This window comes from Streptomyces odontomachicola, assembly GCF_039605595.1.
GTDB lineage: Bacteria > Actinomycetota > Actinomycetes > Streptomycetales > Streptomycetaceae > Streptomyces.
In genome coordinates, this window is the sequence record NZ_JBCFOK010000006.1 from 285,791 (window position 1) to 303,627 (window position 17,837).

Consider the following 17,837-nt stretch of genomic DNA (forward strand, 5'->3'; position numbering starts at 1 on the left):
GATGGCGTACCAGCCCAGCAGTCATGAAACGTTCACCCACGACTCCCTGTCGAGCCTGGCGTACGACTGGGAGCGGGTGGGCGACCCCCACATCGCGGCGCACTGGCCGGGCAAGGTGCTGCTGCCCCGCGGCACCGCCGACGTGGTGCGCGCGGTGCGCGAGGCCCGCACGCTCGGCGAGCACCTGGTGGTGCGCGGCAGCGGGCACTCCAGCAACCACCTGGTCACCGCCGAGGGCGGCACCCTGCTGCTGACCACCCTGATGAACCGGGTCGTGGAGGTGGACGAGGACAACCTGACCTGCACCATGCAGGCCGGGGCGCTGCTCTTCGACGTCGACGTGGCGCTCGGCGAGCGCGGCCTGGGCCTGTCCGTGGTCGGCGACCACAACCACATCACCGCGGCCGGCTTCGCCTCGGTCGGAGGGATCAGCCCGGCCTCGCACAGGTACGGGCTGTTCCTGGACACCGTGAGCGAGCTGGAGTACGTCGACTGGGACGGCGATGTGCACCGGTGCAGCCGGGAGCAGCAGCGCGAGCGCTTCTTCCAGGTGCTCGCCGGCACCGGCAGGCACGGGGTGATCACCAGCCTGACCGTGCGGATCGTGCGGATCGACAAGTGGCGCACGATCCTGTCCAACGACCGCTTCGTGACCACCGACTTCGAGAAGTTCATCGAGCACTCGGCGCGGCTGGTCAGGGACCCGGGCGACGCGCTGATGGAGCGCGGCGCGTGGGCTGACATGCCGCTGCCGGTGGGCGGCAGCGTACGGCTCGGCCAGTTCTCCTCGTACCACGAGACGCCGCAGAACCCGTTCAAGACGCTCTACGACCGGGTCGCCTACGGCTATCAGCAGTTCCTCGGCTACTGGGCCGGGCGGCTGCCCACCGCCGTCGACGACTTGGTGAAGTACCTCGGCTTCGGCACCGTCCTGCTGCCGCCGGGCTTCGGCACCGCCAAGAACATCGAGCGGTTCACCGACCAGGTGCTGGACTCCACGGTCGGTGACCCGACCCGGATGTTCATCGTCCTCGCACCCGTCGAGCACTTCGAGACGCTGCTGCGCGAACTGACCCAACTGGCCCTGCGCGAGCGGCAGTCCAGCGGCGGCGTGACCTTCGTGTCGGTCTACGTCAAGGCGATCCGCTCCGACTACCTCGCCGGGCCCGAGGGCGGCTCCAAGCGGTACTGCGAGCTGATGCTCTACCTCGGCGTCGACCCGGAGAAGCTGACCGGAAGCGTGCTCCAGCAGTTCGTGGCGCGGATCGACGAACTCGCCGTGCGCAACCAGGCGTTCCGCTACATGCACTCGCTGACCGGCAGCGACCCGGACATCCGCGCCAAGGTGGACCCCAACGCGCGCTGGGACCCCGACTACGCCGCCACCGCCGCCAGGAAGAACGGCGAGGGCGCGGAGCCGCAGCAGCAGGGGGCAGGGGAGCCGGGGAGCGGCTCCGGCGAATCCACCGAGGGCTAGGCACCGACGGCTGGGCACGGGGAGGGGCACTTCGATGGCAACGGCGACACAGGACGCCGCCCGCTCGGGCGGCCACACGGCGCTGACCTTCCGCGAGCGGATGGCGGGCCCGTTCGCGATGGGCGCGACCACACCGGAGGAGGGCGCGAGCGAAGGGCGGTCGACCGGCTGGGAGCTGGTGCTGCACGCCCTGGTCACGGTGGACGACACGCACGCCTTCACCACGCCGCCGCGCCGCCCCGCGCGGCTCAGCGGCGAGGTCGAACTGCCCGGGGTGCGACACCGCGTCCCGTTCACCGACGGGGTGTTCCAGCTCTTCCCCGGACAGCGGGTGGCGGGGAACGGCGGTCTGGACGCGGCAGACGGGGACGGCGGCAGTCCGCTGATGGTGTACGAGCTGACCTTCCACCACCGGGGGTCGCCGTACCACCTCACCGGGCGCAAGACCGCCTCCACCCGCCCGGCCGCGATCGCGCCGCTGTGGGTGTGGGAGGACACCACCACGCTGGCGGTGCGCCTGCACCGGGGCACGGGCCCTGACGGCGAAGTGGTCGGCGCCGGCGTGCTGCGGCTCACCCCCGCGCAGGTCGCGCGGCTGCTCGCCTCGGTGCGCACGCCCTGGTCGGGCGGGCTGCTGGACACCGGGCAGGCCCTCGGCTCCTACGCGCTGCTGTTCGCGCAGGGGCTGGCCCGCACCTATCTCGGCCGGGCCGCCGAACCGGGCGGGGACACCGGACCCGCACGCGGCCCCGGTGAGGGCGGCGCCCCGTGAAACTCGCCGTCGTCTTCTCCGGAGGGGGCGCCCCCGCCGCGTACTTCAGCGCGGGGGTGGCCCGCGCCCTGGCCGAGGCCCGGGTGCGCCCCGAGGTGCTGTCCGGGGTGTCGGCCGGCGCGCTCACCGCGTACGCGCTGGGCACCGGCACCGAGGCCGAGGAACTCGCCGAGCTGTGGACGACCACCGTCTGCGACGACCTGTTCAGGCCGCGCCTCGATGTGTGGAACCTGATCGATGTGCGGAAGCTGCTCCGCTGGCCGCGCAACGGGCTCGTGGAGTACGTCATGGACGCCACGCGCTGGATGTGGCTGCTGGACACCGCGCGCTCGCGGCGTACCTTCACCCGGCACTTCGGCTCGGGGCCGCTGCCGGTGGAGGAGGGGCGGACGGTGATCGTCTCGGCGGTCGACCAGGCGGGCGCCGGGGTGACCCGCTTCGTGAGCGCGCTGCCGCCGGCGCACCGGCGCGGCCCCGAGTTCGTGCGCGCCGACCTGGGCGTCGAGCATCTGATGGCGACGACGGCAGCACCGCTGCTGTTCGCCAACGGCCGGGTGGGCACCTCGGAGTACGTGGACGCGGGCCTGGTGGCCAACACGCCGCTGAAGCCCGCGCTGGCGTACGAGCCGGACGCGGTGATCGTGGTGTCGGCCGGAGGGGCGCAGCGCCCGGCACCCACGCCGAAGACCCTGTCGGAGGCGGTCGGTCTGCTCGCCGAGAACGTCGCGTACGCGGCGCTGATGGCGGACTACCGGCACGCGGAGACGGTGAACAGGCTGGCCGTGGAGGCGCCGGGCACCACCGACAGGAAACAGGTGGACATGCTGCTGATCGAGCCGTCCGGGATGCCCTTCACGGCGTCCGGGTTCCTGCGGTTCCGGCCCGATGTGGCGCGCCGCGTCATGGAGCACGGGCAGGAGGTCGCGGCGAAGGCGCTGGCCTCCTGGGCGCCGCTGGCCGGCGCCCGCGGCACGGGGAGTTGAGGGCGGCGCCGGGCGGGGAGCCGCCCGGCGCCGAGCCGTCGAGCAGCGCGTCGGGCGCGAGGCGAGCAGCGAGCCGCACAGCGAGTCGAGCAGCGAGTTGAGGAGAGAACGGTGAAGGTGTTCGTGACCGGGGGCTCCGGCTTCCTCGGCGGCCATCTGCTGGCCGCGCTCGCGGAGGCCGGGCACACCGCGACGGCGCTCGCGCGCTCCGGCACCGCGGAGCGCGCGGTCGCGGCGCGCGGCGCCGAGCCGGTGCGCGGCGCGCTCGGCGACCGCGCCGCGCTGCGCCAGGGCATGGCGGGCTGCGACGCGGTGGTGCACGCCGCGGCGCTCACCGGACAGTGGGGCCCGGCACAGGAGTTCGCGGAGGTGAACATCAACGGCACCCGCGCCGTGCTGGAGGCGGCGCGGGAGTCCGGGGTGCGCCGCCTGGTGCAGGTGAGCACCGAGGCGGTGCTCGCCGACGGCCGCCCGCTGCGCGACGCGGACGAGAGCAGGACGCGCCCGTCGCGCCCGGTGGGGGAGTACGCGCGGACCAAGGGCATCGCCGAGGACATGGTGCTGGGCGCCGACGGCACGGCGGGCCTGACCACCCTGGCGGTGCGGCCCCGCCTAGTGTGGGGCCCGGGCGACGCCACGGTGCTGCCCGCGCTGCTGGAGGCGGTGCGCAGGGGCCGGTACGCGTGGGTGGACGGCGGCCGCTACCGCACCTCCACCTGCCACGTGGACAACGCCTGCGCGGGCATCCTCGCCGCGCTGGAACGGGGGTCGGGCGGGCGCGCGTACTTCCTCACCGACGGCGAACCCGTCGAGTTCCGCGCCTTTTTGACCGCGCTCGCCGCCACCGCCGGTACGCGGCTGCCCGACCGCTCGCTCCCGCGCTGGGTGCTGGCGGCGGTGGCACGCGCGGGCGAGACCGCCTGGCGGCTGCTGCCGCTGCGCGGCGAACCGCCCGTGACCCGCACCTTCCTGGTGCTCTCGGGCCAGGAGATGACCGTCGACGACGGCGCGGCCCGGCGCGAGCTGGGCTACCGCCCCGTCATCAGCCGCGACGAGGGCCTGCGCCGCCTCGCGGCGGAGACCGGTGCGGAGCCCGCCGACTAGCACCCGCCGACTGGCACGGCCGGCAACCCTGCGCGCGCATCACAACGGCGCCCGCACCGCTCAGACCACACAACGTCATAGCGAAAGCGAATGGGGGAACCGCCCATGACGTCCACCCCCGAGCACATGGACGCCGTCGTCGTCGGCTCGGGCTTCGGCGCCTCGGTCGCCGCGTACCGGCTCGCCGAGGCCGGGAAGCGGGTGCTGGTGCTGGAGCGCGGGCGCCCGTACCCGCCGGGCAGCTTCCCGCGCACGCCGCGGGCGATGAGCCGGGCCTTCTGGGATCCGAGCGAGGGACTGCACGGCATGTTCGACGTGTGGTCCTTCCGCGGCTTCGGCTCGGTCGTCTCCAGCGGCCTGGGCGGCGGCTCCCTGCTCTACGCCAACGTGCTGCTGCGCAAGGACGAGAAGTGGTTCGTGCGGCAGCAGCCGCTGCCCGGCGGAGGGTATGAGAACTGGCCCGTCACCCGCGCCGACCTCGACCCGCACTACGAGCGGGTGGAGCGGATGCTCGGCGCCACCCCGTACCCGCTGCGCCGGCCCGCGTACGCGAGCACCGCGAAGACCCACGCGATGCGCGAGGCGGCGGAGAAGCTGGGGCTCGACTGGCAGCTCCCGCCGCTGGCCGTCAGCTTCGCGGCCCGCCCGGGCGACGAGCCCGCCATCGGCGTGCCGCTCGCCGACCCCGGCTACGCCAATCTGCACGGCGTGCCGCGGCGCACCTGCCGGCTGTGCGGGGAGTGCGACATCGGCTGCAACGACGGGTCCAAGAACACCCTCGACCACACCTATCTCTCCGCTGCCGCCGCGGCGCGCCCCTGCCCCGCGCAGATCCGCACCCGCTGCGAGGTGCGCACCTTCGGCGTGCGGGACGCGGGACGCGGCTACCAGGTGCGGTACGTGGAGCACGCGCCGGAGTCCGAGGGGAGCCGCACCGACACCCGCGCGCTGCCCGAGCGCACCGTCACCTGCGACCGGCTGATCCTGGGTGCTGGTACGTACGGCACCACGTATCTGCTGCTCAAGAACCGGGTGCGGCTGCCCGGGCTGAGCCCGGCGCTGGGCACCCGCATGTCCGGCAACGGCGACCTGCTGACCTTCCTGCTGCCCCGCGACCCCGAGGCGGGGAGCATTCCGGGCACCGGGTACGACGCCACCCGCGGGCCCGTGATCACCAGCGCGGTGCGGATCGGCGACGAGGCCGACGGCGACGGCGCGGGCGGGCGCGGCTACTACGTCGAGGACGGCGGCTACCCCGGCTTCACCGACTGGCTCGCGGGCTCGGCCGATGTGTACGGGAACCTGTTCCGCACCGCCGAGTTCGCCACCCGCTGGCTGCTGGGCCTGTGGCAGGGGCGCTCCGACCGGCGCATCGGCGACGAGATCTCCCGGCTGATCGGCAACGGCGCGCTGTCCGCCGGCGCGCTGCCGCTGCTGGGCATGGGGCGCGATGTGCCGGACGGCAAGGGCCGGTTGAAGGACGGCTACCTGGACGTGCTGTGGACCACCCGCACCAGCACCGCGTACTTCGAGCGGGTGCGCGCCACCATGCGGGACCTGGCACAGCAGTTGGACGCGCACTACATGGACAACCCGCTGTGGTTCCTGCGCCGCATCGTGACGGTGCACCCCTTGGGCGGCGCCCCGATGGGCCGCCACATCGCGGAGGGCGTCTGCGACCCGTACGGAGAGGTGTACGGCCACCCCGGCCTGTACGTGTCCGACGGCGCGGCGATGCCGGGCTCCGTGGGCACCAACCCGTCACTGACGATCGCGGCGTGGTCGGACCGCATGAGCGACCGGATCCTGGAGTCCGACACCTGAGCCGACGCCCCGCCGTCACCGCCGACCGGTCCGCGAGGGACTGCTTTCCGCTGCGGCGGAGCAACGACTTGGACCCCGCAAAAGAGGCATCCGCCGCAGCGGCGTACGACCACAGCGGTGGCGGCCGGCGGTCGGAGCGGACCTTGCGCCGACACGCGAGGCCGGGAAGCACGCGACACCGGGAAATTCGCGTGACACCCCGCACCGCACCACGCAAAGTCGGCCCCATGCATGGGACTTCCACACCCGGGGCCGCGCCCGAGCCCCCGTACCGTGACCCGCTGCCGTTGCGGGGGCGGGCCGCGCTGGTCACGGGGGCCAGCCGGCGGGCGGGGATCGGGTACGCCGTCGCCCGCCGGCTCGCCGCGTACGGGGCGCACGTCTATCTGCACCACCACACGCCGCACGACAGCGCGCGGCCCTGGGGCGCCGACCCGGACGGGCCCGAGGCGCTGGCCCGCGACGTGCGCGCGCTCGCGGCCGAGGGCGCCGTGATCGCGCACGGACCCGGCGACCTCTCCCACCCCGACACCCCGGCGCGGCTCGTGACCGAGGCCACCGAGGCGCTCGGTGCCGAGCGGCTGGACGTGCTCGTCGCCAATCACGCGCTGAGCGGCGGCGACGGGCCGCTGGTCGGCGAGGGCGCCGTGGACGCGGGGATGCTCGACGCGCACTGGGCGACCGACGCCCGCTCCGCCGTGCTGCTCGCGCAGGCCCTCGCGCGTCAGCCGCGGCCGGCCGGGGCCCCGCACGGGAGCCTGCTGTTCATGACCTCGGGCCAGGACGTGCGCGGCGGCATGCCGGAGGAGATCGCGTACGGGCTGGCCAAGGGCGCGCTCGCCTCCTCCGTACGCACCCTCGCCACCGCGCTCGGGCCGCTGCGGATCACCGTGAACGCGGTCAATCCGGGCCCGGTGGACACCGGCTACCTGGAGGGCGCGCAGCACGCGGCGGTCGCGGCGATGTTCCCCGGCGGGCGCTGGGCCGATCCTGACACCCCGGCGCGGCTGCTGTGCTGGCTGGCCACCGACGAGGCGTCCTGGATCACCGGCGAGGTGATCAACTCCGAGGGCGGCTTCGCCCGTTGACCCCGGCGCGCCCGCGCCCCGCAGCATGCGTGAGGGCCGGGCGCCCCTCCGCCGAGGGAGGGGCACCCGGCCCTCGTACGCCCGACGCACGGCGCCCCACACGCCGTGCGCACTGCTACAGCGCGGAGAGCTCCGCCACCAGGTCGTCGAGTCCGAGCGACCCCTGGGACAGCGCCGCCATGTGCCACTTCTTCGCGTCGAACGCGTCGCCGTGCGCCTTCTGCGCCGCGGCACGCCCGGTCAGCCACGCGCGCTCGCCGAGCTTGTAGCCGATGGCCTGGCCCGGCATGCCCAGATAGCGCACCAGCTCGCTCTCCACGAAGTCGGCGGGACGCCCGCTGTGCATGCCGAAGAACTCCTGCGCCAGCTCCGGCGTCCACCGCTCACCGGGGTGGTACGGGGAGTCGCCGGGGATCTCCAGCTCCAGGTGCATGCCGATGTCCACGATCACGCGCGCGGCCCGCATCATCTGGGCGTCCAGATACCCGAGCCGGCGCTCGGCGGTGCGCAGGAAGCCCAGCTCGTCCATCAGCCGCTCCGCGTACAGCGCCCAGCCCTCGGCGTTGGCGCTGACCATGCCCACCGAGGTCTGGTAGTTGGAGAGCTGGTCGGCGACGTGCAGCCACTGCGCGAGCTGCAGATGGTGGCCGGGAACTCCCTCGTGATACCAGGTGGACACCAGGTCGTAGACCGGGAAGCGGGTCTCGCCCATGGTCGGCAGCCAGGTGCGGCCGGGCCGTGAGAAGTCCAGCGAGGGCTGCGTGTAGTACGGCGCGGCCGCGCTGCCGGGCGGCGCGATGCAGGACTCCACCCGCTTGACCCGGTCGGCCAGCTCGAAGTGGGTGCCGTCCAGCTCCTCGATCGCCTCGTCCATCAGCGACTGGAGCCAGCGCTGCACCTCGTCCACGCCCTCCACGGCCTCGCCGTGCGTGTCCAGGTGGCGCAGCGCCTCCCACGGGGTCTTCGCGCCGGGCAGGATCTTCTCCGCCTCGGTGCGCATCTCCGCGAGCAGCCGGTGGTACTCGGACCAGCCGTACGCGTAGGCCTCGTCCAGGTCCAGGTCGGCGCCGTTCCAGTAGCGGGCCCAGCGCGCGTACCGCTCGCGGCCGACGGTCTCGGGGGCGCCCTCGACGCCCGGCGCGTACACATCGCGCATCCAGTCGCGCAGCGCGCGGAACGCGCCGGTGGCCTCGGTCGCGGCCTCCGCCAGCTCGGCGCGCAGCGCCTCGGGGCCCTGCGCGGCGAACGAGACGAACCAGCTCCCGTCCTCCTGCGGCTCGCCCTGCTCGGACTCGCCGATCCACTCGCTGAGCTGGCCGATCACGGTGGACACCTGGCGCGGACCCGCGGGCAGCTTGCGCTCCAGGCCCAGGCCGAGGGAGGCGCGGTACCCCTCCAGCGCGGCCGGGACCGCCCGCAGCCGCCGGGCCACCGCCGCCCAGTCGTCCTCGGTCTCGGAGGGCGTGATGGTGAGGACGCTGCGGATGGAGTGCGCGGGCGAATTGAGGTTGCTGACCGCGCGCAGCCCCTCCTCGGCCTCGTGCACGGCGAGCTCCGCGTGCAGCCGCTCGCGGAGCAGGCGGGCGCAGCGGCGCTCGGCGTCGGAGTCGCCGCCGGGCCTGCGCTCGGCGTCGGCAAGGCTGCGCAGCGTCTCGCGGCTCAGCTCGGCCATCGCCTCCTGCCCCTCGGGCGAGAAGTCGGGCAGCTTCCCGTGGCTCTCGGAGATCCCGAGAAAGGTGCCGGTGATGGGGTCGAGTTCGACCAGCGCGTCCACGTACGCGTCGGCGACTTGGCGCGGCAGCGGGGCCGCGGCTGTGGGGGCCTTCGATGCATCGGACATGCGGCCCATCCTCGCCCACGCGCGACGCCGCGTCACCCGCCCTTCACTCCATGGGTCGGCAGAGGTGCCCGGGACGTCAACGGCCTTACGGGGAAGCGGAGTTGGGAGCAAACGGCGGCCAACGGGCGTACATCGCCTGTGCAATGAGTCACGGGGAAGTCAGCACCGGGAAATTACCGAGAGCCGGTCGTCGGCCCATGGTGCGTAAAGGGAAAGTCAAAAAAGGTCAACGGGGAGTCAGCCAGAGCCAAGGCGAACCCAAAACCAGTTGCTCGATACATCGTGCGTATTCGGACATCGTTCTTATTCCGCCCGGGAGTTTGGCCAGTGGCGAAATCCAACCCCCTAGGGTTGGGGTCCGTACGGAGCACGGCTCGACGGCCCGGTGGTATCGGCCCGGGCCGTGCCGAAGTGCGCCTCCGGCAGGCAGTGCCGGGGGTGATGTAGGACAGGAGTTTCTTGTGGTGGCTGAACTATCAGAGCCTACGGGCGGGAAGCCGCTGCGGGACGAAGAGATAACGGTGACCGACCCGGGAATCATCAAACGGGCCATCGGTGCTGCCGCCATCGGCAACATTACCGAGTGGTTCGACTTCGGGGTCTTCGCCAATCTGACGCCGGTTATCACCGCGGTGTTCTTCACGGGGGCAAGCGAAACGGTCGGCATGATCGGGACGCTCGGACTCTTTGCCGTCGCCTTCCTGGTGCGCCCGCTCGGCGGCATGTTCTTCGGCCCGCTCGGTGACCGGATCGGGCGCACCAAGGTGCTGTCCATCACCGTCATCCTGATGGCGATCGGAACCTTCGCCATCGCCTTCATCCCCGGCTATTCGACCTGGGGCCCCGTCGCCCCGATGCTCATGCTGCTGGCCCGCCTCGTGCAGGGCTTCTCCACCGGCGGCGAGTACGGCGGCGCGATGACCTTCATCTCGGAGTACGCGCCCGACAAGAAGCGCGGCTTCCTCGGGAGCTGGCTGGAGTTCGGCACGCTGACCGGCTACCTCTTCGGCGGCGTCGTCGCGCTGGTCATCCAGCTCCCCGGCGTCATGTCGCACGAGGCGCTGCTGAGCTGGGGCTGGCGCATTCCGTTCCTGATCTCGGGCCCGATCGGCATCATCGGCCTCTACCTCCGGCTGAAGCTGGAGGACACCCCGGCGTTCCAGGCCGTGGCCGCCGAGTCGGAGGGCCGCGAGGGCAACCAGACCCTCAAGGAGATCAAGAAGATCTTCGCCAAGTACTGGCGGCCGATGCTGGTGTGCATGGGCCTGGTGCTCGTCTTCAACGTCACCAACTACATGCTCACCACGTACATGCTGGAGTACATCGGCAAGTACGCGCCCTCGATCAGCACCACCTGGGCACAGATCCTGGAGATCGGCGTGCTGGCGCTGGGCATGGTGCTCATCACCTTCGTGGGCCGGCTGTCCGACCGCATCGGACGGAAGCCGGTCATCTACTTCGGCTGCGCCATGCTGGTCGTGCTCGGCCTGCCCTCGGTGCTGCTGATCCAGCAGAACACCATGGTCACGGTCGGTGCGGGCCTCGCGCTGATGTCGCTGATGCTGCTCTGCTTCAACAGCACCATGCCGTCCACGCTGCCCGCGCTCTTCCCGACGGAGATCCGCTACGGCGGTCTGTCGATCGCCTTCAACCTGTCGGTCTCGCTGTTCGGCGGTACGACGGCGGTCGTGAACGCCCTGCTGGTGGAGAGCACCGGGGACATCAACGTGCCCGGCTACTACCTGATGGGCGCGGGGATCATCGGCGCCATCGCCTGCTGGTTCGCCGCCGAGTCCGCGCGCAAGCCGCTGCCCGGGTCGCCCCCGGCCGCGTCGACCCGCGAGGAGGCACGGGAGATGGCGGCGGCGAGCGCGGCCTGATCCGCACAGCCTCACGGCGGGCGGAGCCCGACAGGGGAGAAGCCCGCGTGGAATGGGCGTGACGGCCGGTATCGGCGGCCGCCACGCCCATTCTGCTGCGCGGAGGCGACTTCTGCTGCGCGGGGGATCGCGGAACGGCGCGACGACGTCATGACGGAACGCCGTTGCCGCACACCGCAGTTGTCGAAGCGTTTGTCGAAGCGGTTACGGATCGGTGCGACGGCGAATCGACGCGGATACGGATCGCGGTGGAAAAGGCTCGTACGGGAGCACGGGGAGCCGGCCCGGCGGACCGGTGGGGTGTGCGGCACCGAGTGCGTGGAGGGTGAAAGCACCCCGACTGCGGTGCGCCACCGGCGAGTTGACCGCCGGGCCCCTGGTCTTATCCCTGCGGCGTTTGCGCGGCGGCGGCACCGCGGAGACGGTTGCGCAGCACGCTGACGACGGCACTGGTCGCGCCGAACAGCACGAGCGCTTCGAGGGAGAGAGCAGCCCACATCGAGGTCATAGCGGACTCCAAGGGATAAGAGACTGGAGACGGTTGTTACCCGGAATGCGGCCGGGTCATGAAGGCCACCCCGCGCGCGCGGCGCGGGTGCCTTTCTTCCGGCACACCACCAGAGTGCACCGAAACCTCTGGTAACGCAGCATCGAACGGGTGTGTAGCGCGTCACATTCGAAAGAAATCAGGTTTGTGGGGTGTGGGCCGGGTAGCAGAGGGGGCCCGCGATCCACGGACCGCGGGCCCACGAGCCGCCTGATGCCGCGTCAGCCGCGTTCGGCCGGCGCCGCGTTCTCCTCCGCTCCGCCGCCGACGCTCCCCGCCGGGCCGCCCTCGACCGCGCCGCTCCTCGCCAGCCGCGCGGTGATCACCAGGGTGCCCTCCTCCACCTGGTAGTCCAGCGGAAGTCCCAGCCCCCGCATGGCCGCGACCATGCCGGTGTTGGACGCCTGGGTCACCGCGTACACGCACTCCGAGCGGGCCTCGGCGGCCAGCGCGACCAGCCGGCGCAGGAGTTCGGCGCCGATGCCGCGCTGCTGCCAGTCATCCTCGACCAGCAGCGCCGCCTCCGACTCCTCGCCGTCCCACAGCAGATGCCCCAGCGCGACCAGCCGTCCCGAGGCGGTCTCCACGGCCAGGGTGCGCCCGAAGCGGGGCGAGAGCAGGTGGTTGAGGTAGCGGTCGGCGTCCCCGACCGGGCCGTGGTAGCGCAGCGAGAGGGTGCGCCGCGAGCAGCGCTCGTGCATCGCGCGGGCCGCCTCCAGGTCCCGGGTGTCGGCCCGGCGCACGGTGATCTCCTGGCCCTCCGGCAGGGTCAGCGCGTCCCTCCGGCGCGGCAGCCGCTGGCCCAGCCGCGCGTCCAGCTCGACCAGCGCGCGGGCGCGGGCGAACTCCGTGGGCGTGAACGGCAGGTGCGGCCGCTCGATCACGATCTGCCCGCCGGAGGGGTCGGGCAGCCGCAGCACGTGGTCCTCCCACACGCCCTCGGGCGGGATCTCCCCGGAAAGCGGCTGCCCCGAAGGGGAGACCGCGGGGATCGACTTGAGCGTGCAGCGGCCCAGCAACTCGCGCAGCGCCAGCGGCAGTTCGGCGGCGTCCAGCGCGGTGCGGGTGGCCAGGGACAGCATCCGCGCGGGCGCGTCCACCAGGTCGTGCGCGTCGGCGCGCTCCAGCCAGGTGTCCTCGCCGCCCGCCTCCGCCACGAGCCGCCGCAGCGCGTCGCCGTCCAGCGCACGCGGCGCGCGCAGCAGGAACTCGTCCACGGTGCGCTCACCGGCGCCCCGCGACCGCCCGGCCGACCCGGCCGTCAGCGGCTCTCCGGCGGCCGTCGGCGGCTCCTCGCCGGCCCGCGGCTCCTCGGGGCGCAGGCCCAGCGGGTGCGTCTGGAGGGAGAGGATGTCGGTGGCGTGCCGGGCCAGCGCGGTGCACAGCGCGGCGAGGGAGCCCGGCTCGTCCCGTACGGTCGTGCGCATCCGCCACAGCGACGTCTCTCCGCCCGGTACGGGGGAGGACTCTCCGGTCGCTGCGGCGCCGGTATCGAGCCCGGGGCCGTCGTTCCCGGGTGGCGAATCGGTGTGCCCGTGTGCGTGCCGCGTCCGGCCCATGGCGCCGAACAGGGCGGCGAGCAGGCCCCCTTGGCGGGGCGTGCGGGGGCGCGGGGATTTCCTGGAGCTCGGGTTCTCTGTCATGGCATCAAGCCTCACGCAGAGGTATTGCGTGATCAAGAATGCTCTGTGACCGATGAGTTAAGGATGCATATGTGCCTTGACGCCCTTTTTATGCGGCCGCCTCGGTCGCGAGCCTCCGCAGGACCGTGCCGCAGCGGTGCGCGTAGGCCCGCTGGAAGACCGGGACCAGCGGACCCGCCGCCCTCGCCCACCACACCGCGGGCCGGGAGAACGCGGACACCGTGAGCCACACCGTACCGGGCCCGCGCGCGCCGCGCCGCCGTTCGCGGGTGAGCAGGAACGCCTCCTCGCCGCACTCCGGATGCCCGGGCAGCGTGCCGTACGCCCAGCCCGCGCGGTCCTCTCCGGAGACCGTCCAGACCACCTCGCAGGGTCCGTGCACCCGCAGCGGCCCGACGCCGAGCCCGACCGTGACCCGCACGCCCGGTGCGGCGCGCTCCGCGCTCGCGTCGATCCGCACGCCCATGGCGCGGTGCATCCGCCACTCCATGAGCGCGCGCTCGGCCGCGGCGAACACCGCGTCCCCCGTGCCCAGTCGGGTGCGCACCGCCAGCGCGCCGAAGCCCGCCGGGGTGCGCCCCTCCCGGGTCGCGCCTATGTCGCGGTAGGTGAAGCCGGCCGGTTCGGAGAGGTGCTGGTACGTCACACCGCCCGAGTATCGCGCAGCCCACTGACAGGACGCCCAGCGCGGTCACCGGCCCGCTCACCCACCAGCGGGGCTCACTCGCCCACGGGGCTCACTGCCCCACGAGCCCCGGCTGCAAGGTCTTCACGAAGAGCTCGCGCCGGCCCTCCTCGTACAGCCGGACGGTCAGCTCCCCGCTGCCGCCGTCGATCTCGACGCCGCCGTAGTGCTGGCCGCCCTCGGCGGGGGAGACGTTCGCGCGCTTCGGGGCGCTGAGGAACTTCTGCTCGGGCCCGAAGGTGCCGTCCAGCTTCACCGAGGGGAAGGCGCCCGCGTGCACGGGGCCCGAGACGAACTCCCAGAACGGCGCGAAGTCCTGGAAGCCCGCGCGCGAGGGCTGGTAGTGCTGCGCGCTGGTGTAGTGCACGTCGGCGGTCAGCCACACCGTGCCGGTGATCCGCCGGTGCTTGATGTGCCGCAGCAGCTCGGCGATCTGGAGCTCGCGGCCCAGCGGCGCGCCGGGGTCGCCCTGCGCCACCGCTTCGAAGTCGCTCTCGCCGTCCGGAATCACCAGGCCCAGCGGCATGTCGGAGGCGATCACCTTCCACACCGCGCGGGACCGGGACAGCTCCCGCTTGAGCCAGCGAAGCTGCCGCTCGCCGAGGATGCCCTGCCGGTCGTGTGCCTGCTTGCCGGGCGAGTTGGCGTTCCGGTACGTGCGCATGTCGAGCAGGAACACATCGAGCAGCGGCCCCCGGTGCACCACGCGGTACACGCGGCCGTCCTCGTCCTCCGGCGGCAGCGTGCTCACCGGGTGGTACTCGCTGAAGGCGCGGCGCGCGCGTGCGGCGAGCGTGTCCACGTCCTTCACCTTGTACTTGGGGTCGTCCAGGATCTCGCCCGGATACCAGTTGTTGGTGACCTCGTGGTCGTCCCACTGGACCAGGGTGGGCACCTGCGCGTTGAAGTCGCGGAGATTGTGGTCCAGCAGGTTGTAGCGGAAGTTCCCGCGGAACTCCTTGAGCGTCTCGGCGACCTTGGACTTCTCCTCGGTGGTGATGTTCCGCCAGACCCGGCCGTCGGGGAGCTTCACCTTCGCCTCGATGGGGTTGTCGGCGTAGATGGTGTCGCCGCTGTTGAGGTAGAAGTCCGGGTCCAGGCCGCGCATCTCCGAGAAGATCCGGTAGCCGCCGCGGTCCGGGTTGATGCCCCAGCCCTGGCCCGCCAGGTCGCCCGACCACACGAAGCGCACCCCCGCGCGCCGTCCCTCCGGCGCGGTGCGGAAGGTGCCGGTGACCGGTTCGCCGGTGCGCCGCGGGTCATCGGGGTCGGCCAGCAGCACGCGGTAGTGGACCTGTTCACCCGCGGGCAGGCCGTGCAGCGGGGTGCGCCCGGTGAAGTCCGTGCCGGGCCCGATGAGCGGCCCGTGCCAGCGCCGCGCGCCGCGGAAGCTCTCGGTCGCCGCCGTCTCCACCACCATTCGCGCGGGCCTGTCGGCGCGCGCCCACACCAGCCCCGAGGACGAGGTCACGTCCCCCACCTGCACGCCCCACTTGGCGGCCGGGCGCCCGCCGAGCGCCTGCGCCGGGGCTGCCCCGGTGATCGCCGGGGCAGCCAGCGCCGCCGAGGCGGCGAGCGAGCCGCGCAGCACGGAACGCCGCGCGGGCGCCGAGGAATTCAGGCGTGCCGCGCGGTCGTCGTGGACCTCGTGTTTCGGGTGCGTCATGGGTGGGGGCCTCCTCTGTGTCGTACGCGAAGCCGACATATAGCCGCTCCGCGTGCCGCAGAACAGAAGCCCCAGTGAACACTCTCGCCGCATCCGGCATAAGCCCCACGCCGAGAGCGCTCACTCACCGCACCCCGGCCCGCAGGTCACCGCGCCGCGGCGCTCCGCACCGTGTCGCCGATGACCCTGGCCACCGTCGCCGGGTCGTCGTTCATCGGGACGTGGCCGCAGCCGCGCAGCCGGACCAGCCGGGCGTGCGGGAGCAGCTTCTTGGCGCGGATGCCCTGGCGCTTGAGCAGCAGCATGTCGCGGTCGCCCCAGGCCACCGTGACCGGGATGTGCGCGAGGTCGCCGTCGAAGAGCGCGTCGGGCCTGCGGCCCGCGGCCAGCGTCGGCGCGAAGCCGGTGGCCTCCCGCAGCGCGCGGGTCTCCGCGACCACGGCCTCGGGCGAACGCCGCCCGGGCCGCGCGTAGATGGAGCTGGTCAGCGCCGCGCGCCCGGCGGCGCTGCGGGCGAGCAGCCGCACAGCGGGCTCGGGCAGCGACTTGGCGCCGGCCCGCATGCCGAGCAGCACCCCGTACGCCCAGCGCCGTTCCCAGTCCACCCAGAAGCCCGCGGGGGAGAGGGCCGTCACCGAGCGCGCGTGGCCGTGCAGCCCGAGCTCCAGGGCCAGCAGCCCGCCCAGCGAGTTGCCCACCACGTGCGGGCGCCGCACGCCCAGGGCCTCGAAGGCGGCGGCCAGCGCGGGGACCACGCTGTCGATCTCGTACGAGAGTCCGTCGGGCAGCGGCGGCGAGACGCCGAAGCCCGGGAGGTCGGGCGCGATGACGTCGTGCGAGGCGGAGAGGACGTTCAGGACCGGCTCCCAGGCCTGCCAGTGGTGGCCGATGCCGTGCAGCAGCACCACGGGCTCGCCGTCGCCGCGCCGTTCGTAGACCACCTCGAACGGCGGCAGGCCCGGGGCCGAGACGCGGACCACGGAGTCGGAGACGCGGACGGGCGGATGCGGTGAGGCGATCGCGGGCATGGGACACCACTCCTCGGGCGGATCGGACCGTACGGCGGAGGCCGTAGGGCGGGCGGTGGCGCAGGGCCGGTACGGCGGTGACCGGCGGCGGCACCTCTCTTGGACACGATGTCAGCAACGACCCCTGCGGGGAAGGCGGTTGCCGTCGGCGCAGCGTGCCGATGCCATGATGAGCGGGTGACGAGGATGAGCGCGTGACGGACGAGGAGGGCGCGGCCCCCGGCGGGACCGCAACGGACGTCTTCGAGGAGCACCGCCCCGTACTGGAGGGCGTGGCCTACCGGATGCTCGGCCGGGTCGCCGACGCCGAGGACACCGTGCAGGAGGCCTGGCTGCGCTGGGCGGGCGCCGAGCGCGAGGCGGTGCGCGATCCCCGCGCCTTCCTCGTACGGGTCACCACGCGGCTGGCGATCGACCGGCTGCGCCAGGCGCAGACGCGCCGTGAGACCTACGTCGGCCAGTGGCTGCCCGAGCCGCTGCCCACCGACATGGCCGGGACGGCGCCGCCGGAGGGCGCCGACCGCGTCGTGCTGACCGAGTCCGTCTCGCTGGCCGTGCTGGTGGTCCTTGAGTCGCTCTCGCCGCTGGAGCGCGCGGTGTTCGTGCTGCGCGAGGCCTTCGGCTTCCCGTACGCGGAGATCGCCGAGGCCCTGGACCGTGAGGAGCCCGCTGTGCGGCAGCTCGCCGGGCGGGCGCGCAAGCACGTCGCCGAGCGCCGCCCCCGCTTCGAGGTGGACGCGGAGCAGCAACGGGACCTGACCGAGCGCTTCCTGACCGCGGCGACCGGCGGCGATCTGGAGGGGCTGCTCTCGGTGCTCGCGCCCGACGCGCGCCTCATCGGCGACAGCGGCGGCAAGGCCAAGGCGCCGCCGCGGGTCATCACCTCGGCCGACAAGGTGGGCCGCTTCCTCGCCGCGATCGGCACGCAGGGCGAGCGGTACGCCGAGGGCTTCGGCTTCGCCGAGCTCAACGGCGCCCCCGCGGTCGTCGCCCACGGGCAGGGCCGCGCCGTCGCCGCGTTCGTCCTGGACGTGGCGGAGGGCCGGGTGCAGTGCGTGTACGTGATCACCAACCCGGACAAGCTGGCGCACTTGAGCGTGTAGGGCGGGGCGGGGGAGCGCCGGGTGTGTGCGCCGACACGGCGTACGGCCTGCGCTCGGTCTGTGCTGAGGCAGCGCGCCGTACGCGCGGAGGCGGGCGCTCCGGCGCGTCCACGTGCCGCGCGGATATGCTGATGTGCCCCGGAATGCGGCGTTGTTCCACCGGCCATCGGGAATTCACGTCTCCGCGTGGCCCGCGC

General features: G+C 73.1%; 14 protein-coding genes. 8 read left to right on the top strand and 6 right to left on the bottom strand.

Annotated elements, in window-relative coordinates; genetic code table 11:
• Position 1 precedes the first annotated feature (1 nt).
• From ABEE00_RS13660 to ABEE00_RS13685, 6 genes are all read left to right on the top strand, one after another.
• Positions 2–1,477: an FAD-binding oxidoreductase gene (locus tag ABEE00_RS13660; RefSeq protein ID WP_345745861.1), complete on the top strand. Its 1,476-nt coding sequence runs from the start codon at positions 2–4 to the stop codon at positions 1,475–1,477.
• A gap of 34 nt (positions 1,478–1,511) precedes the next feature.
• A complete protein-coding gene (locus tag ABEE00_RS13665) occupies positions 1,512–2,249 on the top strand; it encodes a hypothetical protein (RefSeq protein WP_345745684.1) in 738 nt (245 codons plus the stop codon).
• A complete protein-coding gene (locus ABEE00_RS13670) occupies positions 2,246–3,232 on the top strand; it encodes a patatin-like phospholipase family protein (RefSeq protein ID WP_345745685.1) in 987 nt (328 codons plus the stop codon). Before ABEE00_RS13665 ends, ABEE00_RS13670 begins: the two co-directional genes overlap by 4 nt.
• A 111-nt stretch (positions 3,233–3,343) precedes the next feature.
• The gene (locus ABEE00_RS13675) at positions 3,344–4,336 is read left to right on the top strand and encodes an NAD-dependent epimerase/dehydratase family protein (RefSeq protein ID WP_345745686.1); all 993 of its coding nucleotides are present in this window, start codon (positions 3,344–3,346) and stop codon (positions 4,334–4,336) included.
• Positions 4,337–4,441: 105 nt separating this feature from the next.
• Positions 4,442–6,160, top strand: a complete 1,719-nt coding sequence (locus tag ABEE00_RS13680; RefSeq protein ID WP_345745687.1) for a GMC oxidoreductase — start codon at positions 4,442–4,444, stop codon at positions 6,158–6,160.
• A gap of 227 nt (positions 6,161–6,387) precedes the next feature.
• Complete coding sequence (locus tag ABEE00_RS13685; RefSeq protein WP_345745688.1) at positions 6,388–7,248, top strand: SDR family oxidoreductase; 861 nt, start codon at positions 6,388–6,390, stop codon at positions 7,246–7,248.
• A gap of 115 nt (positions 7,249–7,363) precedes the next feature.
• Here ABEE00_RS13685 and ABEE00_RS13690 read toward each other — a convergent pair whose 3' ends face one another.
• Positions 7,364–9,088 carry a DUF885 domain-containing protein gene (locus tag ABEE00_RS13690; protein WP_345745689.1) on the bottom strand — a complete coding sequence of 575 codons (1,725 nt, stop codon included), beginning with the start codon at positions 9,086–9,088 and terminating at the stop codon, positions 7,364–7,366.
• Between the two features lie 521 nt (positions 9,089–9,609).
• Here ABEE00_RS13690 and ABEE00_RS13695 point away from each other — a divergent pair.
• Positions 9,610–10,968, top strand: coding sequence for an MFS transporter (locus ABEE00_RS13695; RefSeq protein ID WP_345745690.1), 1,359 nt, complete (start codon positions 9,610–9,612; stop codon positions 10,966–10,968).
• Between the two features lie 382 nt (positions 10,969–11,350).
• Here the strand turns inward: ABEE00_RS13695 and ABEE00_RS13700 are convergent, their stop codons facing one another.
• From ABEE00_RS13700 to ABEE00_RS13720, 5 genes are all read right to left on the bottom strand, one after another.
• On the bottom strand, positions 11,351–11,476 hold the full coding sequence (locus ABEE00_RS13700; protein ID WP_345745691.1) for a hypothetical protein: 126 nt from the start codon (positions 11,474–11,476) through the stop codon (positions 11,351–11,353).
• Positions 11,477–11,736: 260 nt separating this feature from the next.
• Positions 11,737–13,074, bottom strand: coding sequence for a GNAT family N-acetyltransferase (locus tag ABEE00_RS13705; protein ID WP_451918574.1), 1,338 nt, complete (start codon positions 13,072–13,074; stop codon positions 11,737–11,739).
• Positions 13,075–13,246: 172 nt separating this feature from the next.
• Positions 13,247–13,804: a DUF1990 family protein gene (locus tag ABEE00_RS13710; RefSeq protein WP_345745693.1), complete on the bottom strand. Its 558-nt coding sequence runs from the start codon at positions 13,802–13,804 to the stop codon at positions 13,247–13,249.
• A 91-nt stretch (positions 13,805–13,895) separates the two neighbouring features.
• Positions 13,896–15,509 (bottom strand): alkaline phosphatase D family protein, encoded by a 1,614-nt coding sequence (locus tag ABEE00_RS13715; protein ID WP_345745694.1) that lies wholly within the window; start codon positions 15,507–15,509, stop codon positions 13,896–13,898.
• A gap of 146 nt (positions 15,510–15,655) precedes the next feature.
• Positions 15,656–16,537 carry an alpha/beta fold hydrolase gene (locus tag ABEE00_RS13720; protein ID WP_345745695.1) on the bottom strand — a complete coding sequence of 294 codons (882 nt, stop codon included), beginning with the start codon at positions 16,535–16,537 and terminating at the stop codon, positions 15,656–15,658.
• 194 nt (positions 16,538–16,731) lie between these two features.
• On the opposite strand from ABEE00_RS13720, the gene sigJ reads away from it, so the two are divergent.
• Positions 16,732–17,640 carry an RNA polymerase sigma factor SigJ gene (gene sigJ / locus ABEE00_RS13725; RefSeq protein ID WP_345745696.1) on the top strand — a complete coding sequence of 303 codons (909 nt, stop codon included), beginning with the start codon at positions 16,732–16,734 and terminating at the stop codon, positions 17,638–17,640.
• The last annotated feature ends 197 nt before the right edge of the window (positions 17,641–17,837 follow it).

What these genes read in the sequence shown, in the direction of transcription:
- ABEE00_RS13700 (WP_345745691.1), bottom strand. Translation starts at nt 11,476, where the DNA reads ATGACCTCGATGTGGGCTGCTCTCTCCCTCGAAGCGCTCGTGCTGTTC.
- ABEE00_RS13715 (WP_345745694.1), bottom strand. Translation starts at nt 15,509, where the DNA reads ATGACGCACCCGAAACACGAGGTCCACGACGACCGCGCGGCACGCCTG.
- ABEE00_RS13690 (WP_345745689.1), bottom strand. Translation starts at nt 9,088, where the DNA reads ATGTCCGATGCATCGAAGGCCCCCACAGCCGCGGCCCCGCTGCCGCGC.
- ABEE00_RS13720 (WP_345745695.1), bottom strand. Translation starts at nt 16,537, where the DNA reads ATGCCCGCGATCGCCTCACCGCATCCGCCCGTCCGCGTCTCCGACTCC.
- ABEE00_RS13685 (WP_345745688.1), top strand. Translation starts at nt 6,388, where the DNA reads ATGCATGGGACTTCCACACCCGGGGCCGCGCCCGAGCCCCCGTACCGT.
- ABEE00_RS13705 (WP_451918574.1), bottom strand. Translation starts at nt 13,074, where the DNA reads ATGGGCCGGACGCGGCACGCACACGGGCACACCGATTCGCCACCCGGG.
- ABEE00_RS13660 (WP_345745861.1), top strand. Translation starts at nt 2, where the DNA reads ATGGCGTACCAGCCCAGCAGTCATGAAACGTTCACCCACGACTCCCTG.
- ABEE00_RS13680 (WP_345745687.1), top strand. Translation starts at nt 4,442, where the DNA reads ATGACGTCCACCCCCGAGCACATGGACGCCGTCGTCGTCGGCTCGGGC.
- ABEE00_RS13665 (WP_345745684.1), top strand. Translation starts at nt 1,512, where the DNA reads ATGGCAACGGCGACACAGGACGCCGCCCGCTCGGGCGGCCACACGGCG.